This window comes from Dictyobacter sp. Z7_2, assembly GCF_057551105.1.
Genome location: NZ_BAAJPE010000002.1, coordinates 1,168,959 through 1,191,137 on the forward strand (window position 1 = coordinate 1,168,959; position 22,179 = coordinate 1,191,137).

Annotated in this window: 16 protein-coding genes; 6 read left to right on the forward strand and 10 right to left on the reverse strand. The window is 49.2% G+C overall.

All coding sequences use genetic code 11. The annotated features are described in order from the left end of the window. Positions 1–417 precede the first annotated feature (417 nt). The 7 genes from AC27N8_RS18415 to AC27N8_RS18445 all read right to left on the reverse strand — a co-directional run bounded on the left by AC27N8_RS18415 (position 418) and on the right by AC27N8_RS18445 (position 10,899). Entirely contained in the window at positions 418–855 is a 438-nt protein-coding gene (locus tag AC27N8_RS18415; RefSeq protein WP_487068848.1) for a TIGR03667 family PPOX class F420-dependent oxidoreductase, read from the reverse strand. 95 nt (positions 856–950) lie between these two features. Further along, on the reverse strand, positions 951–3,413 hold the full coding sequence (locus tag AC27N8_RS18420) for a DNA polymerase domain-containing protein (RefSeq protein WP_487068849.1): 2,463 nt from the start codon (positions 3,411–3,413) through the stop codon (positions 951–953). Positions 3,414–3,529: 116 nt separating this feature from the next. Next, on the reverse strand, positions 3,530–4,615 hold the full coding sequence (locus tag AC27N8_RS18425; RefSeq protein WP_487068850.1) for an SGNH/GDSL hydrolase family protein: 1,086 nt from the start codon (positions 4,613–4,615) through the stop codon (positions 3,530–3,532). A 55-nt stretch (positions 4,616–4,670) separates the two neighbouring features. Then, positions 4,671–5,882 carry a sensor histidine kinase gene (locus AC27N8_RS18430; RefSeq protein WP_487068851.1) on the reverse strand — a complete coding sequence of 404 codons (1,212 nt, stop codon included), beginning with the start codon at positions 5,880–5,882 and terminating at the stop codon, positions 4,671–4,673. Between the two features lie 120 nt (positions 5,883–6,002). Next, entirely contained in the window at positions 6,003–6,986 is a 984-nt protein-coding gene (locus tag AC27N8_RS18435) for an MBL fold metallo-hydrolase (protein WP_487068852.1), read from the reverse strand. 36 nt (positions 6,987–7,022) lie between these two features. Continuing rightward, positions 7,023–8,297 (reverse strand): PAS domain-containing sensor histidine kinase, encoded by a 1,275-nt coding sequence (locus AC27N8_RS18440; RefSeq protein WP_487068853.1) that lies wholly within the window; start codon positions 8,295–8,297, stop codon positions 7,023–7,025. 355 nt (positions 8,298–8,652) lie between these two features. Beyond that, positions 8,653–10,899 (reverse strand): ATP-dependent Clp protease ATP-binding subunit, encoded by a 2,247-nt coding sequence (locus tag AC27N8_RS18445; RefSeq protein ID WP_487068854.1) that lies wholly within the window; start codon positions 10,897–10,899, stop codon positions 8,653–8,655. Between the two features lie 783 nt (positions 10,900–11,682). Here AC27N8_RS18445 and prfA point away from each other — a divergent pair. From prfA to AC27N8_RS18460, 3 genes are all read left to right on the forward strand, one after another. Beyond that, positions 11,683–12,762 carry a peptide chain release factor 1 gene (gene prfA, locus AC27N8_RS18450; RefSeq protein WP_487068855.1) on the forward strand — a complete coding sequence of 360 codons (1,080 nt, stop codon included), beginning with the start codon at positions 11,683–11,685 and terminating at the stop codon, positions 12,760–12,762. 360 nt (positions 12,763–13,122) lie between these two features. Further along, positions 13,123–13,887: an HAD-IA family hydrolase gene (locus tag AC27N8_RS18455; protein WP_487068856.1), complete on the forward strand. Its 765-nt coding sequence runs from the start codon at positions 13,123–13,125 to the stop codon at positions 13,885–13,887. Beyond that, positions 13,862–14,587 (forward strand): hypothetical protein, encoded by a 726-nt coding sequence (locus AC27N8_RS18460; protein WP_487068857.1) that lies wholly within the window; start codon positions 13,862–13,864, stop codon positions 14,585–14,587. Before AC27N8_RS18455 ends, AC27N8_RS18460 begins: the two co-directional genes overlap by 26 nt. Here AC27N8_RS18460 and AC27N8_RS18465 read toward each other — a convergent pair. Beyond that, entirely contained in the window at positions 14,524–15,273 is a 750-nt protein-coding gene (locus tag AC27N8_RS18465) for a cysteine hydrolase family protein (RefSeq protein WP_487068858.1), read from the reverse strand. The genes AC27N8_RS18460 and AC27N8_RS18465 overlap by 64 nt on opposite strands. A gap of 66 nt (positions 15,274–15,339) precedes the next feature. Then, the gene (locus AC27N8_RS18470; protein ID WP_487068859.1) at positions 15,340–16,128 is read right to left on the reverse strand and encodes an NUDIX hydrolase; all 789 of its coding nucleotides are present in this window, start codon (positions 16,126–16,128) and stop codon (positions 15,340–15,342) included. Between the two features lie 330 nt (positions 16,129–16,458). Between AC27N8_RS18470 and AC27N8_RS18475 the strand changes: the two genes are divergently transcribed. Further along, a complete protein-coding gene (locus AC27N8_RS18475) occupies positions 16,459–19,626 on the forward strand; it encodes a helicase C-terminal domain-containing protein (protein WP_487068860.1) in 3,168 nt (1,055 codons plus the stop codon). Between the two features lie 136 nt (positions 19,627–19,762). Here AC27N8_RS18475 and AC27N8_RS18480 read toward each other — a convergent pair whose 3' ends face one another. Then, a complete protein-coding gene (locus tag AC27N8_RS18480) occupies positions 19,763–20,059 on the reverse strand; it encodes a GlsB/YeaQ/YmgE family stress response membrane protein (RefSeq protein ID WP_487068861.1) in 297 nt (98 codons plus the stop codon). A gap of 376 nt (positions 20,060–20,435) precedes the next feature. On the opposite strand from AC27N8_RS18480, the gene AC27N8_RS18485 reads away from it, so the two are divergent. Together AC27N8_RS18485 and AC27N8_RS18490 are read left to right on the forward strand one after the other, a co-directional pair. Continuing rightward, positions 20,436–20,738, forward strand: coding sequence for a hypothetical protein (locus tag AC27N8_RS18485; RefSeq protein ID WP_487068862.1), 303 nt, complete (start codon positions 20,436–20,438; stop codon positions 20,736–20,738). A gap of 222 nt (positions 20,739–20,960) precedes the next feature. Beyond that, positions 20,961–22,112 carry a hypothetical protein gene (locus tag AC27N8_RS18490; protein ID WP_487068863.1) on the forward strand — a complete coding sequence of 384 codons (1,152 nt, stop codon included), beginning with the start codon at positions 20,961–20,963 and terminating at the stop codon, positions 22,110–22,112. The last annotated feature ends 67 nt before the right edge of the window (positions 22,113–22,179 follow it).

The window sequence follows — 22,179 nt, forward strand, 5'->3', positions numbered from 1 at the left end:
GGACCAGCAGCAGAGAGAATCCCACCAGACAACATATTTGCAACCATCTATTCTATGTCTCATGCATCCACACACTGTTGACAACGCTCTATATAACCACCGAGCCTCCCCGCTGCAAAATCATGTCCAGACAAGTCGTTATTGATCACAGCAAAATTTATTAGGAGGACAACACTATCGTCAGCGGGGCTACATGCTGCGGTGGTGAAAAAGCCAGAAGCCAAAGCAGTGCCTGTAGTATTATAGCACGTTGTAGAGACATGCACCAAAGATCATCAGGCCCCCACAAGTAGCGTTATGCCCTCGGGCACAATGTTCCCACTCGACGTATGATCAAGCAGGCCAGCGTGGCTCGCTACGATCCTGCTGTCTCGTACAAGCCACTGGGACATCGTGCCCGAGGGCACGACGACGCTACTAATGGCCTCGAATGGAGGTGGGATAAATACGTAACGCGACCGCATAACGGGCGGCATAGACAGCCGGTTCGCCAAAGCCGGATCTAGAGATCGCGGCATCATACTTTGCAACAAAAGCCGGCACCTGGTCGGCTGGGGGCTCATCCGAACGTATCTGCGCCTGACCAGTGATCACGACGATATCGCCTCCAGACCCATTTCCATCAAAGTTGAGAGCCACTCTGGGATTCTGCTGGATATGGGCGTGGCGTTTGGCCGCATTCAGACTATAAACAAGGAACGTCGATGTATCCTGATCCCATAGAAACCAAATGGGAGCAGGCTGTGGCGTCCCTTTCGCATCAACTGTTGTGAGCCAGATGATTAGGTCGTCGCGCAAATGGTGTGCCACTCTTTCACCAAATGGCGTCGCTGGATCGGGTAACTGAAAAGCCATCGTATAACCTCTTTTCATTCTAAAAAAGCTCAATGAGCATATTTTTATACAAACTGCTCCATTATATGCCAGACAATTTCAAGAAGCAATACATTTCAGGATGGTATATTACAACGTATCCAGTGAGGCTGGAGACTTTCTACGGGAGGATCAATATCGAACAGGCTGGGCTGCTCCTCTAAGCGAAAGAGCTGTTCAAAGGCATCTTTTGGAAAGGCTTTTGTCAGGCGTGCTGCATACGAGTTGCGCAAAATTTGTACGTAATGTTCGACATCATAATCGCGTCGTTGTGCAACATCATGATGAGTGACAATTACCGTCTTCTTTTGAGATACCGCTTTACCATCGGCCTGTGAGCGCCAATCAGTTACCACGGTCATCTCCTCATTCTCTTCGGGCAACCAGATATAGCCCTTGCGCGTGCGATAAAAGCGTACGCGTTCTCCGATATGCCAATCGGTTCTACCAGCATGCAAAAGCGCTTCATAAGCCGGCTCAGCATGTGCAAATCTATTCGCCATATAGCTCTCTGGTGCTTTGGATAGTTTTACCCTCGTGGCGAGATCAGAAGCGGGCAAGCGGCGATTGCGCAGATCTGCGATCATCTTGAGATAGATATCACGAATACCAACCACGTTACCAACCATCACATAGCGCAACGCTTGTTGCAAAAAACGCTGGCCGAAAGGTTCAGAGCGACTCGAATGGAGAGCTGCTCCATGCACAAGCAGACGATCATCATAGGTCAGTAAGGCATAATTTTTCATCTCATGACTCAGCATTGCCCGATAGCGTCCTTCGTACTCCAGATGAATACCGGCAGGCAACTCAGAGCCAATCGCATCCACAAGCGCCTGCTCTTGAGCCTGTGTCCAATCGGCAGGGACCGCAAAATAGACACCATCGGTATCGGCCTCAATCAGCGCCATGCCGCGCTGCCGCAGTGAGTCCAGGATGTGTGTGAGGATAGCTCGTCCACGCCTTGTCACCTCGCCAGCGGCCTTCCCATCAGCAAAGATGGCCATCGAACCGGCCCCCATATAACCATAAGCAGCATTTACCAGAATCTTCATGGCCGCCTGCGTGGCTGTATGATGATTGGCTTCAATCGAGCCACGTTTGGCCTGACGAGCAAGTTCTTTATGTTCCAGTCGCAGATCAGTAAGCCGTCCCAGGATATTCAAAAAGATCCCCAGCCGATCACAGGACGGTCCAATGCGAAAAGTGCGCATCAATGATGGATATAGCGAGGCCACATCAGCTTTTACGACATGCTCAGCTATGCCCGATTCAAAGAGATGAACCGCTCCGCCTTCATGAAGACCATCTTCAGCGCTGCGGCTGGCTGCTTGATAAGGTAAAGCCGCCCCCATGCGTAGATAGCTGCGCACCAGGATCGGCTCCAGAACTCCCATCGCTGGACCTGCTGAAGCCAGACGCTCATAGCGCCGGGGAGCCATCGAGGATAATGCAAAAGGAGCTCCCAACAAACGTCGAGACAGACCATCGACTTCAACCACGTCATCCAGTGCATAGCGGCGCACCAGTTCAGGATCCTTCTGATAGGTCGCAAAGATATCAGATCCCTCGATATAGACACGTTTAGTAGAAGCGATCCCAAAATACTTTGCCACCTCTTTCAGGCCATAGCTAGGAATATCGCGCACCACAAAATCATGTCTTCGGACAGCGTCCAGAGTATCTATCAGCTCGCGCCCCACCACACTAAAGCGCTTCCGCTTGCGCGCCTCTGGACCAACCGCCAGAGTCTCCTGATGGCTTTCCAGAATCATCGGGCCGCCTGCGCGTCCCATCTCCAGCGGCACGTGTTGTACCAGAGCTCGATGCTCTAGAAAGGGCAAATCAAATCCGAAGAGGTTATGATTCTCAATCACATCGGGATCATGTTCGCGGATCAACGCACATAACTCATAGATTAAGTGAGCCTCATCCTCAGGGGTTGGAGCCTCCAGGACAGTTTCGAACCCATGATTATCGCGGATCGAAACCAGAAATATACGGCCACGATGAGGATCGAGTGAGGTGGTTTCTAGATCAAATTGGAGCCGATGTAAATCATCGTAGACCATCCCGCGAAAGTAAACCTGACCGGTACTCATCAGATACTGCTCTACTGGACCAACACGATAGTAAGCATCGTCCAGATCATTGAGCGTAGCAAAAGGGCGTCCCAGGCGATGTCCCGCTCCCTCGAGGATAGCTCGTTCCAGCGTTCGTGCGTCACGTGCAAATAGTAGATAGCGATAAGATGCTTCCGGCCCTTCCAGCTCACGATAGCGAATCATGACTTTGTCAGTAACCTGGACATCGAACGGCTGCAATGCCGCACCCAGATAAGAGATATCCTCCAATGAAGTCGCCAGTACCCAGGGGCGATAACGCTCAATCGAGCGCACAACGCGATTATCCACGCGCCGCCACACGATCGCCCGTCCATCGCGATGGGCCCAAACAGAAACTATACCGGGAGTCGCATTCCACCCAAACAAATATTCATCGTCAGCCTCGATGAGCGTAGTATCAGTGTGTACTTGCATATCTGAATAAGCGCTCCTGATCTTCAGCACCGAAATAAAACTTTTGTTCTAAGTATAACACGCGCCAGAAATTCATGACAAGTGTGTGCAGGAGCAATCGCCACGAACAATCATTATTAAATAGCCCGGACAAATGAATGCAGCACCGTAACCAATCTTAGAGCGGCTTTCCGTTGCCCATCGTCGCTAGGATGAAATTGGTCATTGAAATCTGAAGAATTCGGGATCAGCCAACCAGCCGTATCAATATAGGATACACGTGAGTAACCAGCGGCATTCAGCAGAGAAACCGCATCTCTAGTAGGTATCTCCATCGCCCCGGAGAACGTTCGCATCACATAGATAGAAGCGTGGGGATAGCGTTGCCCGATCTCGCGAATAAAATTAATGTAGGCAACCTCAAAAGCTGCGTTTGACTGTCCATGCATCTGATCATTTGTCCCCAGATTGATCACAATCACATCAGGTAGCTGCTCGCTATCATCCACCCAGGGAGTAGAGCTCTCGCTGGCAGGCTGCATCCTAAAAAACTGCGTCTGCATACCGTTGCAAGATGGAGTGGTCATCACAAGCAAGCAAATCCCGCTTGAAGCGATCTGTACATGCTCCATCCCCAGCGCCTCAGCCGACAGCCAGGCATAGCTGGAAAGATCACCCAGCGTATCAGTAAAGCCAGCGGTTATCGAGTCTCCGATAAACTCTACTGTCATGGGAGAAACTTGAGGAGTAAAAGAATCGGCATCATGATCCAAAAGTAGCCCTTGAAAAGCAATCGTCGTCGCCTCTGATCCAGCCGTCACCCGTAACGTATGCTCACCAGCAGGCAGAGGTGCCAGAATGAGACTGGACAATCCTTGTCCAGCATCAATCGAAATCTCCTTTCCACCATCGACACTTACATAGAGACTGGCAGGCTCAGCAAGTTGGATCTGAATATGGCGACCAGTAAACGCAGTTTTGAAATAAGCCCCACCCCAATAACTTACATAGGTCAAATGATCATGCATATCCCAACGCCCAAAATATTTGATCGTATTGCTAGAGGGTAATGCTTTTTTACCAATCACCTTGGCAGGAGGAGGGGGCTGACCAATTAGAGGCCAGGTAAGCACATGCATAGAGTAAAGAGTCGCCAGCATCAACCCAAATAGCAGGGGAATCAGGATCAAGATTACATAGCGCCACCTAAACCGCCTCAACATACCCCCTCCTTCATCACCAATTATTTATCTCCAGTATATTCCTCTCTCTCGAAGCCTAAACATGCAGTTTGACAAAGAAGGAGCTGCCTTTTCCTGGCTCTGACTCACACCAGATAGTACCTTCATGGCGCTCAACGATATCTTTGGTGATAGCTAATCCCAGGCCCAGACCTCGTTTCGATGATGATTGTGCATCGGGAGTGCGATAGAACGTTTCAAAGATATGTTCTTGCTGCTCTTTTTTGATCCCTTTTCCATAATCCTTCACTTCCAGCAAGACCCACGACCCTTCCAGCTTGAGGCATACCTCCACTATCGCTTTGTCGGGTGAATATTTAAGCGCGTTGCTAATTAAGTTGGAGATGACCTGGGTGATACGATTGGCATCAACTTCAATAATTACTGGATTTTCAGGCGTATGAAACGTAATTTCACGTTCTGTCAGGAGTTGCTGATCTTCAATCACCTCCCGGCAGAGCGCACCTATATCACAGGGTTGCTTATTCAGCACCATTTTCCCGGTACGCATGCTGCTCACATCCAACAATTCATCTATGAGCATCGTCAGATGACTGGTCTGGTCATTGATACGTCCAAGGGTGGTAGTAACCCCATCCATCTCGCCCAGTGTTTTCTTCTGTTTTGAGAGACGTCTCAGCATCAATTGAGCCTGACCTCGAATCGTTGTAATTGGAGTTTTCAGCTCATGGGAAGCAATCGAGAGGAAACGATCCTTCATCTGATTCGCGTCTTCCAGACGTTGATTTGTCTCCTCAAGCTCCTGCGCATAGTGTTGCAACTCCTCCTCGCTCGCCATCGCCTGAAAGCGCGCCCGCTCGCGTTGTGCAGTGATCAGAGCGATCACCAGTCCCGATACGACAAACGGCAAGAGCTCCAAGGGCTCACGCCAACTCCCAATGTTAAAGGAGTTATGTGGCAACACAAAATAGAAATAGAGAGCAGCAGAATTTAAAGCAATGGCAAACACAGCCGGTCCGACACCCCAGAAGAGAGCAACGAAAAGGATAGATAGCACACTAAATGTACTTGAAAATAAGAATTGCCCAAATATTTTGGAGATATAGACCTCGCACAGAATTACGACAACCGTGACGGGAATCGACACCAGGTAACCAATTAAAGGATAGCGCCAGCGTGGCACGTTCGACATATAATCTTTACGCAAACGTACCCGTTGCTCAAAGGACATCCGTCGATAACGCCGCCCACGCTTATCTATATACGTCTCACCTCGTGCGAATCTCATATCAGTACCGCCTCTGGCAACCTGCTAACTAAACTATCGTGACGTGCTTTAGTCTCTCCACATTTCATCACACACACATTCCTTATAAGATAAGTTAAATGACAGCTCAATCGGCTCGCGTTAAACAATTCGCATCTTCTGTCGTTCTTTTTCGACAATCATGGCAGCATCCTGCATATGTCCATCATGCATAGCAACCATGGATATTTCGGGATGCTTAGCAGAAAAATAATGCAAGTCTATCAGGGTTTGTTTGGCAATGGCACTATTACCAGTAACAAGCGACCAGATAAAAGGATGCATCGTCGCAGGAGCTATATAATTATCCGCTACCCAGGCTGCATCTGCAAGTAGGAACAGGCGTGCCCCATGTGCTCTATTAATAAACAGACCAGTTTGTCCCGGTGTATGACCGGGGAGTGGAACCAATACAATCGAGCCATCACCAAAGACATCATAGCTTGAACGAAAGCCTTCATAGGCAGGTCCGGCAATGTCGAGGAGTTCCACAGGATTGTTACAGAGTAAACGACGTACCAATCCTTGATTCTTCTCAAATAGCCCCTGACTCGCCGCATCATACTCAACACGATTCAGGCGTAGTTGTACACCCGGCAGATCGGGAATGCCTGATACATGATCCCAATGCAGATGTGATAACAAAATAAAATCAAGATCCCTGGCAGTCATATGCCGATCTTCCAGATGAGAATAAATCGATTTTTCCAGTTCAAACTGCCCAACGGTATGTGTAAAAAAGAACGATTGATCCAGCATAAATAGTGGTATATCCTGGCAGAGACCAGTATCATAGAGGAAGGTGCCTTGAGGATGCTTGATCAATACCGCACTATACGTGAGCGTCCTGGGTGCCAGAGAGAAAGAGCCACGCACAGTTAACCACTCTGGTATCGTCACCGATCCACAGCGTAAAAAAGAAACTTCAATCTCAGGCCATGCCGTAGAGGGAGAAGTGGCTCCGGCTTGTTGCTCATAAGACGGCTCTGTTAAAAAGGAGCGTGGCAGAAAGCTATTAACAATAGCGGCTGCACCGATGGAGCCAAGCGTTAATCCCCCCAGGGTCAACCAGTTACGTAACTTCATAGTATACCCTCATTTATATCTACTACTATAGCACAATCAGCTTGCATCATTGCCTACATCCAATTTATGCAGGGGCAAAGTAAACCAAAATGTCGAGCCGGTACCTTGTTGACTGACAACACCTACAGAGCCTCCATGTCGCTCGATCAAGATCTGACTCAGATACAAGCCAATGCCTAGCCCGACCCCTGAGCCACTAAGTACCTTCACTTTTGGGGCCTGATAAAAACACTCCCAGATACGTTGCTGCTCTTCCAGCGCCAGCCCCTGTCCTTTATCCTGTACATTCACGCGTACTGTTGGAGTATCTGTTGCTTGCTGCTCAAATTGTAGCTCGATAGCAACCGGTTGGTTAGCCTCTGAATATTTTAACGCATTCAACAGATAATGTGAAATAACCTGGCCGATACGTTCAGCATCTGCACATATCTCAATTCGATCGCCCCCAGGAAAATGTACGCTAATACTACGTTCTGGAGTAGCTTTCTGTTGCTCTTGCACCACCGCATCAACGATGCTGAGCAGGTCACAGACACCTTGCGACAGATATGTTTGCAGCCTGCCTGATTGAATACGCGAAACGTCAAGGATATCACCAACCAAACGATTGAGGACCACAATTTGACGCTCGACACGCTCTAACATTCCCAGGGCGGCCTCGACCTTCTTATCACTGCCATCCGACAGAGGTATAGGCTGCTGTAGAACATTTTTCAGACGACGCATAGCCAACTGAGTGTTAGCTTTGATCGTGGTCAACGGCGTTCGTAGCTCATGCGTGGCAAGGCTCAGAAAATCCTCCAGTTGTTGCTTTTCTTTGCGCAACGTAAGAACACGTGATTGCGCCTCCTGATACTCCCTCTGAGCGTGTAGAGCTAATTGTTTCTGTGCAGTAATCTCCTCAACGAAACCTATCAGATAAGGCTCCTGCTCGGCCTGACCGCCCATTGTACTGAACGTAATCTTCACCCAGACAAGACCGGAGTCTTTCCGCACACAGCGCAATTCGACTGGCTCTTTATTTATTGGAGTTAGTGTATCATGATGAAATATATCTGCGTTATAGACGAGATCTTCAGAATAGATGATATCCTGGCATGCACGGAGTTGAAGCTCTTCAGAGGTATATCCAACGATCTCACAAAATTTCTGATTGACATGGAGCCAGCGACCAAACGTATCAATATAAACAATCCCCAGTGCCATCTGCTCAAAAAGAGCTGCATAGGCCACCGCATCTAATGATAGTTGAGGGGTAATAGAGCTATTATCCAATACGTTACCAGGATGGGGTTTTTTCTTTTCCTTCATTATGCTCACACCTCCATCTCCCTGTCTTCCTCATCCACAAGCACACAGCAAACATTATCCCATTAACCGGAAGCTCTAGAGGAGAGTATAGATAAATACTGCACCAATTATTCCAACACAAAAATAGTTCTTCCTCATTTCATGCAGAAGAACTGCTGGTGCAGCAAGAATTATTATTGATTAAATACGCAGAAGAGTGCTCGTATTCTGAGCCAAACTCTAGTATTAGTACGAGGCCCTCAGAAAAAAAGATGCAGGGATCACCCAAATGGGCGGAAGAGATAAAGTCGTCTAGCCTCTCGCTATTTCAAACTAGCGTGCGGGCCAGACGACCATTGAAGAGTCATCTATCAGCTTAGATGTTCTGTATCTGCATATGCTCTTGTGGCAACACAGCAACTTTTCCATCTTCCATCATCAGCAGAACAGATTGTCCACTGTGGATATCATTGTTCAAAATGGCATCCGCCAATGCATCATCGACATACGTCTGAATGGCACGACGCAATGGACGAGCTCCGTATTCCTCATCAAAGCCTTCTTTCAGGAGGAAATCGCGCACCTCATCGCTCACCGTCAACTCGATCTGCTGTTCAGCCAAACGACCACGAACCTGCGCCAGAAGAAGATCAACAATACGATACAGTTCAGCCTTGCCCAACGAGTGGAACACGACCACTTGATCGATACGATTAATGAACTCTGGACGGAAGATCTTTTTCAAGCCATCCATCGCCTTTGAGCGCATAATCTCATGCTGCTCATCGCCAGAATCCTCATCGCGTGTACGAGCAAAGCCCATCGTGAGAGCCCGCTTGAGATCAGCGCTACCGGCGTTACTCGTCATGATCACGACCGTATTCTTAAAATCGACGGTACGCCCATGACCATCTGTCAGACGGCCATCCTCCATAATCTGCAACAATGAATTGAACACCTCTGGATGGGCCTTCTCAACCTCATCTAACAGAATCACGCTATAAGGACGGCGGCGCACCTGCTCTGTCAGTTGTCCGCCATCATCGTGTCCGACATAGCCAGGAGGGCTCCCGAACAGACGTGAAACCGTGTGTGGCTCCATATATTCAGACATGTCCAGGCGAATCAGATGATCTTCGCCACCAAAGAGCTCAGCGGTCAGAGCTTTTGCCAGCTCCGTCTTACCCACGCCGGTGGGACCCAGGAAGAGGAACGATCCAATTGGACGCTTGGGATCTTTCAGGCCAGCCCGTGAGCGTCGGATCGCTCGTGCCACGGCTCGGATCGCTTCATCTTGACCGACCACATGCTTACGTAGATCCCCTTCAAGCGAACGCAGATTCTGCCGCTCGCTCTCCAGCATCTGGCTCACTGGAACGCCGGTCCACATCTCAACCACCTGAGCAATGTGCTCAGGAGTTACAACCAGAGAGGCCACATTATTCTTCTCAGAGCGAGCCTTCTCTAAATTGCGTAGAATCAGCAACTCCTGCTGACGCAGCAGCGCAGCGTGCTCATAATCCTCAGCATTGGCTGCCGCCTCTTTCTGGGACTGGATATCAGATAGCTCCTTCTCCAGATCGGAGATCGTGGTAGGACTAATAATCCCCTTCTCCATCGCCTCCAGACGCAAAGCCGAGCCAGCCTCATCCATGACATCAATCGCCTTATCGGGCAAGAAGCGATCATTAATATAGCGATCGGACAACTTTACGGCGGCCTCAATAGACTCATCTGTAATACTCACTCCATGATGGAGCTCATAGTTAGGGCGTACGATCTGAAGCATCGCCACGGCCTCTTCAGGAGAAGGCTCATCAACCATAATCGGTTGGAAACGTCGCTCCAGAGCAGAGTCCTTCTCAATATCTTTTCGATACTCATCTATCGTGGTTGCACCAATACAGCGGATCTCTCCACGAGCCAGGGCAGGTTTTATCATATCGGCCGCACCAACGGCTCCTTCAGCTGCTCCAGCACCCACGATAGTATGCAATTCATCGATAAAGACAATTACCTCAGTTGCCTGGCGTAGCTCTTCAAGGATAGATTTAATGCGTTGCTCAAACTGCCCTCGAAACATGGCGCCAGCCACCATACCACCAATATTCAACGAGACGATGCGCCGACCACGTAGTGTCGCAGGCACATCTCCTGTTTGAATCTTGCGGGCCAGTCCCTCCACGATCGCCGTCTTACCCACCCCGGGCTCTCCGATCAGTACCGGGTTATTCTTCTGACGTCGTCCCAAAACCGTAATCAGACGCCGAAGTTCACGCGCACGTCCTGCGGCAGGATCAAGTTTCCCCTCAGCGGCCTCCTCGGTCAGATCGCGTCCATATTGATCCAGCGTTGGGGTCTTGCTGTGTTTCTTGGGCCGCTCAGTAGTCGCCGCATTTGCATTTGTCGCACCCGAGGATGCTTTATTACTGCTCGGGTTATTGGTCGAAAAACCAAAGGGAGCACTTGTGATACCCTGGCCGTCTAGGTCACCAAGTTGCCCCATCGTATTCATCATCTCGTCAACACACGACTGACAGAGAAATTGGGATTCTCGATGATTCTCGATCATCTGATCCACACGTACGCGGGCTGGGTTCTTCTGACAACGCTCGCATTTCATCTCTTGTATGCTCCTCACTGTTTTAAGCGTGTATATATGTTTATTTCTATGCTCTTACACGATTTGTGCAATGAATAATCTAGCAAATGCACGGGCGGACTGCTAATATCGATTATATCACATGAGCTTTTTTATTGCCTGACATCGCCAGACCTGACCTGCTAACACATCAAGTATAGGAGGGCAAAAAGCTTCTTCTCAATAGAGAACGTACGTCGATAGAAATATGTACATCTCTTTTTATCTATTATACGCGCAAGTTACCCAAGTAGGCTCGCTTTTCTATTACGGTACTATAACAAGTACACTTCCCTGCGTTATTCCTTGTTCCGACCACCCGGTTGATACTGACAGGGAGCTCTCCAACAAAAAGAAAACCAAACTTTCACGCCCTATTCAGTTTTGAGCAAAAATGGTATAATAGATGTGTGAAACGACAACTCTTCATTACACGAATCAAGCATTCACTATTAACAGTGGATCAATCGCCTGGCTTGCGTTATACACGCCGAGCAACCACCGAACGTTACCTTCTTGCTGCCGGGTAGCGGTACTTCAACCTGCCTCCAATTATCTCTAGCGCGTGGACACTCCATGCCATTTTGAGAAGACAGGCCTTCAGGCCATAGGCATTATGCATCACAATTTTGTACTACCGCACACATCTGTCCGCCTTACCTGCGATTGCACAACGCCTCACTACCATTTTTAAACGTGACGGAAGGTGTATCCAGGGCGGATCACAATAGATACTCAGACATCGAGAGAGTGGGAGAAATTACTATGGACTTAATGGGTAAATTGGCTAGTTTAGCCGAACGTTATGAAGAACTTAATACATTGATGGCTCAGCCAGAGGTACTCTCAGACATCGCACTGCTCCAGCGCTACGGCCGCGAGCATGCTGAGCTTGAAGTTGTAGTCGATAAGTACAACCAATTGCAGGAGACCGAGCGCCAGATCGCCGAGACACAGGAACTCTATGACAGCGAAGAGGGCGAGATGCGCGATATGGCCTACGAAGAGCTTGAAACGCTCAAAAAGCATCAGGAACAGCTGATCGAGGATGTCAAAGTCGCGCTGCTGCCCAAGGACATCATGGATGATAAAAATGCTATCGTGACTATCCAGGGCGGAGCCGGTGGTGATGAAGCCGCGCTCTTCGCAGGTGAGCTCTACCGTATGTACAGCCGTTATGCGGATAACCATCGCTGGAAGACTGAGGTCCTTGACATCAACGATACCGAACAAGGTGGCATCAAAGACGTTACCTTTGTCATCAAAGGCAAAGGCGCGTATAGCCGCATGAAATATGAAGGCGGAACGCATCGCGTCCAACGTGTCCCTGTCACAGAGGCCAACGGTCGTATCCACACCTCGACCGCCAAAGTCATCGTGCTGCCAGAAGCGGACGATGAGATCAACATTGATATCAAGGATACCGATATTCGTGTCGATGTCTATCGTTCAACCGGTCATGGTGGACAGAGTGTAAACACCACTGACTCTGCGGTCCGCATCACGCACATCCCATCAGGTCTGGTTGTTACCTGTCAGGACGAAAAGTCGCAGCTCAAAAACAAGACTAAAGCGCTTGGAGTACTGAAAGTGCGCCTCTGGGATCTGGAAGAGGCCAAGCGTCAGGAAGAGCTCAGCAAGAACCGCCGCTCGCAGGTCCAGACCGGCGACCGCAGTGAGAAGATCCGTACTTATAACTTCCCGCAGGATCGTGTCACCGATCATCGCATCGGCCTGACTCGACATAATCTGCCTGGAGTCATGAACGGAGACATTGACGAGTTCTTAAACAATCTGATTGCCGTCGATCAAGCAGACAAATTACAAAACACATTCCAATCCTAATATCCGCGGCAAGCTCAGACAATCTGTACACACAGGGAAAGCACCAGCATGGAATGGGAACGCCCTATCCAGTAGCGTCGCACGCTCGCGTGCGATGTCCCACTCGACGTACGATCAGGCAGGCCAGCGTGGCACGCCGAGATCCAACTGTCTCATACGAGTCACGGGGACATCGCACGCGAGCGTGCGACGCTACACTGTCTTCGCTTCGCTTGACAGCTTTTTGCCGGCCTCCCAGAGGAAAACCCGTTCTAACACGTATTTGACAATCAGACAACTCACATGCTAGACTCTTTAGCAAGAGCCAAAAAGATAGTAATCTTTTTGACCGGACCGTATTTTCCAGATAGGTAGCTCTTCATGAAACTAGAACAGCCACAATCGATCCGCACAGTATTCTTTGACGCCGGATTTACGCTTCTTCAGCCACATCCCTCCGTTTCCGAAATCTATCAGCAGGTCGGCCAGAGCTTTTCCTTACAGATCAGCGCGGAGAAGTTAAAGCCACAAATTGAAGCCGCAGAAGATTTCTTTTTCAGTCATATGCGTGCGCACCCTGATACCTGGGCAGATGATCAAGCCATTACAGCGTTTTGGATCGAATATTATGCGCATCTCTTGCGGCCATTTCTCGCCGAGCCCGACGAAAAGCGGCTTTACCAGTTTGCAGCCATCGTGCACGAGGAGTTTTCAAAACATACAAGTTGGCAGGTTTATCCAGATGTCTATGAGACGCTTGAGGCATTGCAGAAGCATGGATATACCTTAGGAGTGATCTCTGATTGGGGCATCTCCCTTGGCCCTATATTGAGCAACCTCAAACTTACCACATATTTTGATTGTGTCCTTATCTCGGCCTCTACGCGTCAAGCTAAACCTTCGCCGACTCTTTATGAACTCGCCTTACAGCGAGCCAACGCCATTGCCGACTACGCGCTCCACATCGGGGACTCCTACATCAACGATGTTATTGGAGCACGCTCGGTTGGCATCACGCCAGTACTCCTGGATCGTGCACATAGAATGCAAGAAAAGACACTCGATTGTTTATTAGTTCATTCTCTCACCGAGCTACTCGATATATTGGAGGTTGACCATCTTGAACTTGAGCACAAAAAAGCGTAGTGTATTTATGCTCTCCAGCGCGACCCTTGGAGCACTAGCTGCTGCCACCTACACGCTCATTCGTTACATACAACGTGAGATTGACCATCGTGATTACCCAACCTGGGACGAATGTCACTGCGACTTCAAAACGCAGCCCACTATCTTCCAGGTCTGGCACAGCCGTCACGAGCAACGTGGAGAGACTATCATCGCGCAGGAATGGGGAACCTATCTGGTAGGTCCACCCGCCTGGCTCCGGCACCTACTCCATACCAGTACTCAGATCCTGGCCGTCCTCAACCCGCTAGGTTACTATCTTGAGCGCATCACGCTCAGCCCGCAACAATCCTATCAATTTGCTGCCATCCTGCATGCCAGCACCACCAACGAGGATCTGCCCGAGCCTTTATTCCAAGAGGAATCATGCGTCGTCTGGAGACGAGAAATACTTCATTATCCAAGCTATCTCTTTGATGCCTGCCTACGCAGACTCTATCCAGTCAACCTCACCCTCGACCGCGTTGAAAACATCGAAGGACTACCTGTGCTCTGGGATACGAACAACAACCTGCCGCTCCCCAACGACGGTCCCCTTTTGGAGACCCCCGTCGGTACACGTATCGATTGTATTGGATGGGCACCCGCACAAATCTCCTATTGCACTGTCCGACGCGCTTCAAGTGCACGCACGACCTCGATACCATTAAGTGCCATCTGATAGAGAGACATAAGATGTACCGAGTCTCCATCGTGTGGAAAGATACCAAGCTCTTTGGCAACGGCAACAGGAGTGTCATAGGTCTGCACAGCATTTTCAGGCACAATCACGCGCAATTTGGAGTTATTGTGAGCCAGGGCGTGCAGTTTGATGTACATAGCTGTCTGATACACACAGAGATCGGTACAATCGCCAACAACGATGGCAATGCGAAGATGCGATTGCGCCTCCAACCACTCGCCCAGCGAGGTGCCCACAAAGGCGTTCAAAGAATTCTTGGGAACGATTTTGTAGCGGTCGGCAAAGGGCAACTGGGCGAGTTCGGGGATTGTCTCGGCCTCGCTCGTGCCAGCCAGACAATGTGGAGGAAAGTAGGCAAACTCGGCAGCATCGGCGCTATGAGCATCCTGAGCCAGAATAAAATCACGCACGCCAAGCGTATATGCATTTTGGAAGACGTCAACGACCGCCGGAATAATCCCTTTCACACGCGGACTGGATAAAGCTCCCTCATGGCAAAAGCCATTGATCATATCAATCCCAAAGATAGCAGCCTGTCCTGCTTGAGCCTCCGGCAGCAGATCTTGCCAGTACAGAGGAGACAGATTTCGTTCCCATGTCACAAGAGCATCCAGGAAAAGGGTTGACTGCGTTAAAAAGTTTTCGGGAAGAGTTGATGTTGCCATCTCATTCACGCTCCTTGTAAGATCATTGAGACAAGATCGCTCACTTAGCAATATCTTCTACGCATATTAGAGTTTGTGTTCAGCCGCAGGATTAAAGCGATACAGACGAGCGGGACGATGCGTCCCTTCCATCTTTTTCTCGCCTGTATCTTCCAAAATATTCGTCGATAAAATCTTTTTGCGAAAATTACGCTTGTCCATCCGCTTATGCAGGATAATCTCATAGACTTGTTGCAACTCACGCAATGTGAATTGTTCTGGTAACAAATTAAAAGCGATCGTCGTATACTCCAGCTTATTGCGCAAGCGATTGAGAGCATAATCCACGATCTCCTGATGATCAAAAGCCAGTTGAGGCAACTCATAGACCGAAAACCAACTGACATCAACCGCATCGGTTGAGGCCCGCACCTGCAAGCGTTCAGAGTCCAATAAAGCAAAATAAACCACCGTCACCACGCGCGTACGAGGGTCGCGTCCTGGATTGCCAAAAGTATACAACTGCTCCAGATACACATCCTGGACACCTGTCTCTTCCTGCAATTCGCGTTTCGCTGCTGCTTCAAGCGACTCATTCATCCTGATAAAGCCGCCAGGAATCGCCCACATCCCCTCATATGGCCAGGCACGTCGTTTGATCAATAACGTTTGCAGATCACGTTGACGTAAACTCATCATCAAAACGTCGACCGTGACCGATGGACGTTCATACTTGCTTACATCATAATGATGATCATCGGCTTCAGCGAGAGGCTCCGGCATATGCTCACTCTGGATATACTGTTCAACTTGCACCTCTTGACCACCGCGCCCACCATCTCCACTATCCCCCATCATTTTTCTTTGCTCTTCCATTTCGTGCCTTCTCTACTCAGTCGGACAATTAACTGCAGTACCTATAGAAACGTCATGTTCTCTGATTCTGCGTGCTAAAAATTTGACAAACGTCAGCTACGGATATATTATAGATGTAAGAGATACAGTCTACTCGATTGATTTACTTTATCCATACACACTTAGTGTACAACATACACTATATATACCTCACCAGAGTCATAATTGTCAAGTTTTCCCCCGCAAACCGCCTTCAGACTAAGACAGGACTGTTTGTTCTAAGCGCCCCGCTGTGCTATACTGACACGGACAAAGGCGGCAGATGTTTATTATTTACCTGAGAGGCATAATATGGCAGAGGTAGAGCTGCAGCAGCTTGGTTCTTATACTATCAGCGGACTGCTGTACGAGAGTTCTACAAGTAATGTGTATGCGGGGAAGCAACGCAAAAAGAATGTGATCATCCAGAAACTCACCATCCCGCTTCCCGAAGCCGAAGACAAAATAGCCTTTTTAGCGCGTGCCAAGCAACTCAAAAAATTAAAGGATCGTGCGATTGTCGCGATGCTTGAGGCAAATTTCGATGGCGACTATGGATATATTGTGCTTGAGCAACCAAAGAGCCAGCCACTCACAGATCATCTCACAGCCGGAGAAAAACTCGCACCCGATACTGTCCGCTTATATATCTCACCAATTGCTAACGCTCTGCACTACGCCCATACCACGCGCACCATCCATGGAAATCTCCATCCCGGCAACGTGCTCATCGGCGAACGTCACGAAATCCTGCTGACAGGTTTCGCACTGACACCTCCCGGTTTCAACACACCTTGTCTCGATGATGATACGGCAGCTATCCCTTATATGGCTCCAGAACAACTTCAGGGACATCCGACAGCAGCCAGCGATCAGTACGCGCTGGCCGTTATGACCTACGAATGGCTCTGTAGCCAGCGTCCTTACCAAGCCAACGAACGAGCACTACTACTCCAGCAGCAGCAAGAGCCTCTCCCCAGGCCACGCAGCCTTAATAGCAATATTTCAGAAGCATTAGAAGCCGTCCTACTCAAAGCACTGGCACGCGATCCAGAACAACGCTTTCAGCATACACAAGCCTTTGCCAATGCTTATTTACAGGCATTATTAGGACTTCCCATACGTAATACAGAGGCACATCCTCGAGCACCAATTGTTCCGGTCACACCGATCCTACCTCCACATCCACAGCTTGAACAAAAACTGCCTGCTATTCATGAGGCAGCCGATATCGATACAATGCGGGAAGGAGAGGATCATCCACAACCAATCCAATTAGATGCCAAAAGATCCACAACACGTAAGACCAAACCAGCCCTGGCAGAAGCAAAAGAACAAGCACCAAAAGACACGCAAGAGGACAAAAAACGGAAAATCATCGCCCTCGCCACAAAATCTCTGCGAACGGCTCCAGAAGCCCCTCCTGAACCATTTGAGGAGGAGGAAATCGATGATCTTGACGATCTGGATGAACCAACCAAAAACCTGCGGCTCATCCAAAGAGTCTCTGAAGATCTGCGGCAGGGAGGTATCCTCTCGCAGAGCCTGACAGGTTATGAGGAACGGCCAGCGCAGGTCGAAATGGCGACGCTCGTCTCACAGGCCATCAGCAAAAACGTCCCCGCAATCATCGAAGCCGCCACAGGAACAGGTAAATCGCTAGCTTACCTTGTTCCAGTCGTGCGTTCTGGTCAGGTAGCTATCATCAGCACCGCCAACAAAGCACTCCAGGAGCAGCTCTTTTACAAAGACATTCCATTTGTCCAAAAGCACATCAAGCATTTTGAAGCCGCACTGGTCAAAGGAGTGAGCAACTATATCTGCCTGGATCGCGTCGAAACTGAACGTGTGGGGATGCAATTTTACAGCAAAAGTAGCGACTTCCAACATCTCTACGAGCTGATTAACGACCCGGATACCGCTTATAAGCTTGATGGGGATTTTGAAAACCTTGGTTTCCGCTTACCCGCCGACATCCGTAGCCGCATCGCGACGGATAGCGACCAATGTGCCTGGAGCAAATGTAGTTTTTTTGATGAATGCTATGTACGTCAGATGCGTGAGCGTGCCGAGCGTGCCCAGGTCATCGTCGTTAACCATACCCTGCTTTTACTCGACGCTGCCATTGGAGGCTTTCTCCTCCCCGAACGCGATGTGATTATTCTGGACGAAGCTCATCACCTTGAAGAAGAAGCAACACGCTCATTTACGATCACGATCAGCCCCTCCCAGATCCAGACGCTGCTGGCACAACGCATGCTCAAAGATCATAGCCAGAATAGCTTGCAGGATACTGCCATGCAAGCTGCTCAGGATCTGTGGATGCGACTGGAGCAGACAACCAATCTCGGCTTCAAAGGACGAGCCAATTTAGAGAGACCAGTTGAAGAAGGTTTGCGCCTTGCCACTACCATCGCTGATCTCATGGACTCCATGCGCAAACAGCGTCCGAAGGATCTCCCCGAGAAAGAGGGACAACTTTACGATAAATTGCTAAAGCGAACACAGAATCTGGCAGAAAACATACGCACGGTTTTTTCGGTCGCCGATCAAAGCAAATTTGTTTATTATATCGAGCGCATCGCCGGATCGGCCACGCGAGGATTAGTACTCCAGGCCTCTGCCGCCCCATTAGATGTCACATCCTGGTTAACAGAGAAGCTCTTCAACAAATGCAACGTGATCAGCACGTCAGCGACCCTTGCCACCATTGGTCCGAACGCCGCCAAGCCGGAAGAAAAAGGGCCAAATTTCTCCTATTTCCGCAGCAGAATCGGACTGGACCCCATTGAACGGGATGATGTGCTTGAACGTATCTTGCCTCTGACATTCGACTATGAGAACAACTCATTGCTCTACGTCCCACGTCACCTGCCAGCGCCTACATTCGGCGAAGGTGAGGAAGACTATGTCCATGATCTGGCACTTGAAATGTATCGTCTCGTCAAATTCTCGCGTGGTCGAGCCTTTCTACTCTTCTCCAGCAAGCGTGTCCTTGAAAAAGCCTATGACTGGATGGCTCCACATCTACCATATCCGCTCTTAAAACAGGGAGAGACGACACGGCTTGAACTCACACGACGCTTCCGTGAGGAAGAGAACGCCGTCCTTTTTGGTCTTAAAAGTTTTTGGGAAGGGGTAGATATCGCCGGAGAAGCGCTCTCGCTGGTGGTCATCGACAAATTGCCCTTCGATCCCCCCGACGATCCAGTACACGAAGCGCGTGTCGCCTTGATGAAAGCTGCTGGCGAAAACTGGTTCGGCATCTACGTCCTCCCCCAGGCAGTCCTGCGGCTCAAACAAGGCATTGGGCGTCTCCTGCGTAGTCACGAAGATCGTGGAGTGATGGCGATTCTGGACACGCGTCTGCATACCAAAGGCTATGGCCGCACGGTACTAAACGCGCTACCACCCGCTCACCGTACGACAAGCATCCGCGACGTTGAACGTTTCTTCGCCGCAGAAGATCCTCACGCATAAAGCAGGAGAGCATCTATCTGGCCAGAACAAAACACAAGACAAACATGAAGAAAGATCGACCATTCAAGTGAGAACGATCGATCTTTCTTCATGTTTACTTAGAAAACAAAAGATTATTACAGTTACGCTTGCAGTATTACACGCGTCTACGACCGGCAATTGCATGCAAGATGGCAACCAGGATACAAGCGCCTATCAGAGCAACGACCAGACTTCCCCAGAAACCAAAGCTCGCATCTGGGACCAGCAAGCCCACAATAAGACCGCCAAGAAAAGCGCCTACTAAACCTACAACAATATCACCAATCACTCCATATCCACCGCCAGGCATAATCACGCCAGCCAGCCAACCGGCCACCAAACCAATTACAATCCACGCAATAATGCCACCAGGATTAAGACTTGCTGCACCAATCACAAATGCATCGATCATAGCTCATCACCTCTTCACAAGATATTCATAAAAACGACACTTAATAAAACCTGTGTTCACTCATCTGAGTATAATACGACTGACATAAATTATCAGATGAACTCCCTGGTCGGCACCTATGACACAAAAAAACTGCTCGTTGCCCTCTACAGGCTCATCGACACCTGGTTGAGCATCATAAAGAGCTTACCTGTCGCCTAAAAACTTTAAGCATATTTTAAGGAAACACTTCATCTGTCAAGGACAACGTTTTGCATTTACTTAAAAGATTCTTCTGTGTATACTATCAAGTAGCAAGAGCCTTCCTCAAGCTCAGTCAAAGAAAAACATCAATCAAAGGAATATGCTTATGCTAAGCCGTGAAGAAATCTAACAAATGATTGATCAAAAAATAGAGCCGTTAACTGAAGAAATCGCAGCACTCAAAGCACAGCTCAGCAAAGTTGATCTACTTGCCATTGATAATCGCAACATACGACAATCATCAGGGCGTATCGAGGCTGCCCAGGAGAGCTTAAAACTCAACCTCGAACGTCAGGAGAAACGAAACATTCGTTTTGAAAAGCAAACAAACGACCAACTTACAGAGATTAAATCAGACACAACCACAATCAAAGAACAACTTGCCTTGACTGTTGCTATGTTACGCCAGATTCTCCCCCCAGAAGAACAACGATAACCCATAGTCCTGAGCGAGCCTCCTGGGTAGTACCACAAAAGTGTTAGATGTCACGAGTACAATGAATAGAAAGTGGCCAATGTTCTGGACTGTTTCTTTTCCAATCCGTTGGTAGGATACTGTACGCGTAAGGTGACATGCGCAAGACAACCTGATATACTAAGAAATGCATTCCGACACATAATTTCGTATCAAAATTTAATGGTACAGGGGAGTTCGCGCATGAGCAAAACTAAGATGCGCTGCATCACCTGCGGCAAGTGGTTTCAGTCGGCCAATGCTAGAGAAGTAACTTGCCCTGATTGCACGCAAAAAGCCAGAAAAGAAAAGCAAGCGGCAAAAAATATGCCGCCACCAGGAACAAAGCCAGCAGTTGCCAGTGCACAAAGTGCATCGACGCCGCCCAAACCGCCTGCGCTACCCAAGCCAAAGGCCGCGCATGGTGGAACGAACCAATGGCTAGACAACCTATCAGACGTGAAGATAGGAGAGCCCGATCCGCCTCCTCAACGTCCCAAGCCGTCATCGCCTCCTGTACAACGAGACCGCAATGCGGGGACAGGAGGAAATCGCCCTGCGTATCCAGGATCAGGTCCCAACACGCGCGACAACCGGAGCTATAATCCTGGACGAGGTCCTGCGGCCTATCATGTCAGCAATGGTGCCAGCCTGACCCCATCACCTGGACAACGTCCGCCCTATCGACCAACAAACGATGGTTTTGCCAGCCGTAGTGGAAGCAAACCCTGGGCGAAAAATCCGGCGCAAGGTGGTCCAAAGCCATTTAATAAAAAACCAAAGCCGGCTCGGCCCGCACCAGAGCCCAAAGTCAAGCGCGAGAAAACGCCACCACCAGAGCCATTTACACCCACTGCGGAACAGATTACTCAGGTTGAAGAGCGTTATACGATACTCTCCCAGCCCAACGAATTTGATGGCATTCGTACACAAATCGCGAAAGAGTTTGATATCCCTAAAAAAACTGTCAAAAAAATCATCAAAGACCTGCGCGATCGTCAACACATTCCCAGCTGGTGGGAGATCCAGACCTACAAAGGCAGCATGGAAGAGCTCGAGCGTATCAAATTGGCTTATCAGCCCTATCTACCAGTGCCACCGGTAGGTGTGCATAAAGAGATCTCGGAAAAGCTCAATTTGAAAGCCGGTACCGTCTATCAGGCCATCAAAGCCATACGCGTAGAGATGAACCTGCCGCAATACAACGACCCGAAGTTCCATGAGGAAGAGCTTGCTGCACACATTAAGAAGGCGCAGGAAAAGAAAAATGCGGAGGCCACTATTGCGGCCACGACAGAGACCGCCACAACGGAGCAGCCAGTAACTTCTGATAGTAGTCCGGCACTGAGTGAGTAATATAAGACATTAATTACCTACGTGTCATACATTGCTAGTTACGCCAGATGCATTAAGTAAAGTGATA

Bases quoted from the DNA above. Each gene is read 5' to 3' on its own strand.
- AC27N8_RS18415 (WP_487068848.1), bottom strand. From the start codon at position 855: ATGGCTTTTCAGTTACCCGATCCAGCGACGCCATTTGGTGAAAGAGTG.
- AC27N8_RS18420 (WP_487068849.1), bottom strand. From the start codon at position 3,413: ATGCAAGTACACACTGATACTACGCTCATCGAGGCTGACGATGAATAT.
- AC27N8_RS18425 (WP_487068850.1), bottom strand. From the start codon at position 4,615: ATGTTGAGGCGGTTTAGGTGGCGCTATGTAATCTTGATCCTGATTCCC.
- AC27N8_RS18430 (WP_487068851.1), bottom strand. From the start codon at position 5,882: ATGAGATTCGCACGAGGTGAGACGTATATAGATAAGCGTGGGCGGCGT.
- AC27N8_RS18435 (WP_487068852.1), bottom strand. From the start codon at position 6,986: ATGAAGTTACGTAACTGGTTGACCCTGGGGGGATTAACGCTTGGCTCC.
- AC27N8_RS18440 (WP_487068853.1), bottom strand. From the start codon at position 8,297: ATGAAGGAAAAGAAAAAACCCCATCCTGGTAACGTATTGGATAATAGC.
- AC27N8_RS18445 (WP_487068854.1), bottom strand. From the start codon at position 10,899: ATGAAATGCGAGCGTTGTCAGAAGAACCCAGCCCGCGTACGTGTGGAT.
- prfA (WP_487068855.1), top strand. From the start codon at position 11,683: ATGGACTTAATGGGTAAATTGGCTAGTTTAGCCGAACGTTATGAAGAA.
- AC27N8_RS18455 (WP_487068856.1), top strand. From the start codon at position 13,123: ATGAAACTAGAACAGCCACAATCGATCCGCACAGTATTCTTTGACGCC.
- AC27N8_RS18465 (WP_487068858.1), bottom strand. From the start codon at position 15,273: ATGGCAACATCAACTCTTCCCGAAAACTTTTTAACGCAGTCAACCCTT.
- AC27N8_RS18470 (WP_487068859.1), bottom strand. From the start codon at position 16,128: ATGGAAGAGCAAAGAAAAATGATGGGGGATAGTGGAGATGGTGGGCGC.
- AC27N8_RS18475 (WP_487068860.1), top strand. From the start codon at position 16,459: ATGGCAGAGGTAGAGCTGCAGCAGCTTGGTTCTTATACTATCAGCGGA.
- AC27N8_RS18480 (WP_487068861.1), bottom strand. From the start codon at position 20,059: ATGATCGATGCATTTGTGATTGGTGCAGCAAGTCTTAATCCTGGTGGC.
- AC27N8_RS18485 (WP_487068862.1), top strand. From the start codon at position 20,436: ATGATTGATCAAAAAATAGAGCCGTTAACTGAAGAAATCGCAGCACTC.
- AC27N8_RS18490 (WP_487068863.1), top strand. From the start codon at position 20,961: ATGAGCAAAACTAAGATGCGCTGCATCACCTGCGGCAAGTGGTTTCAG.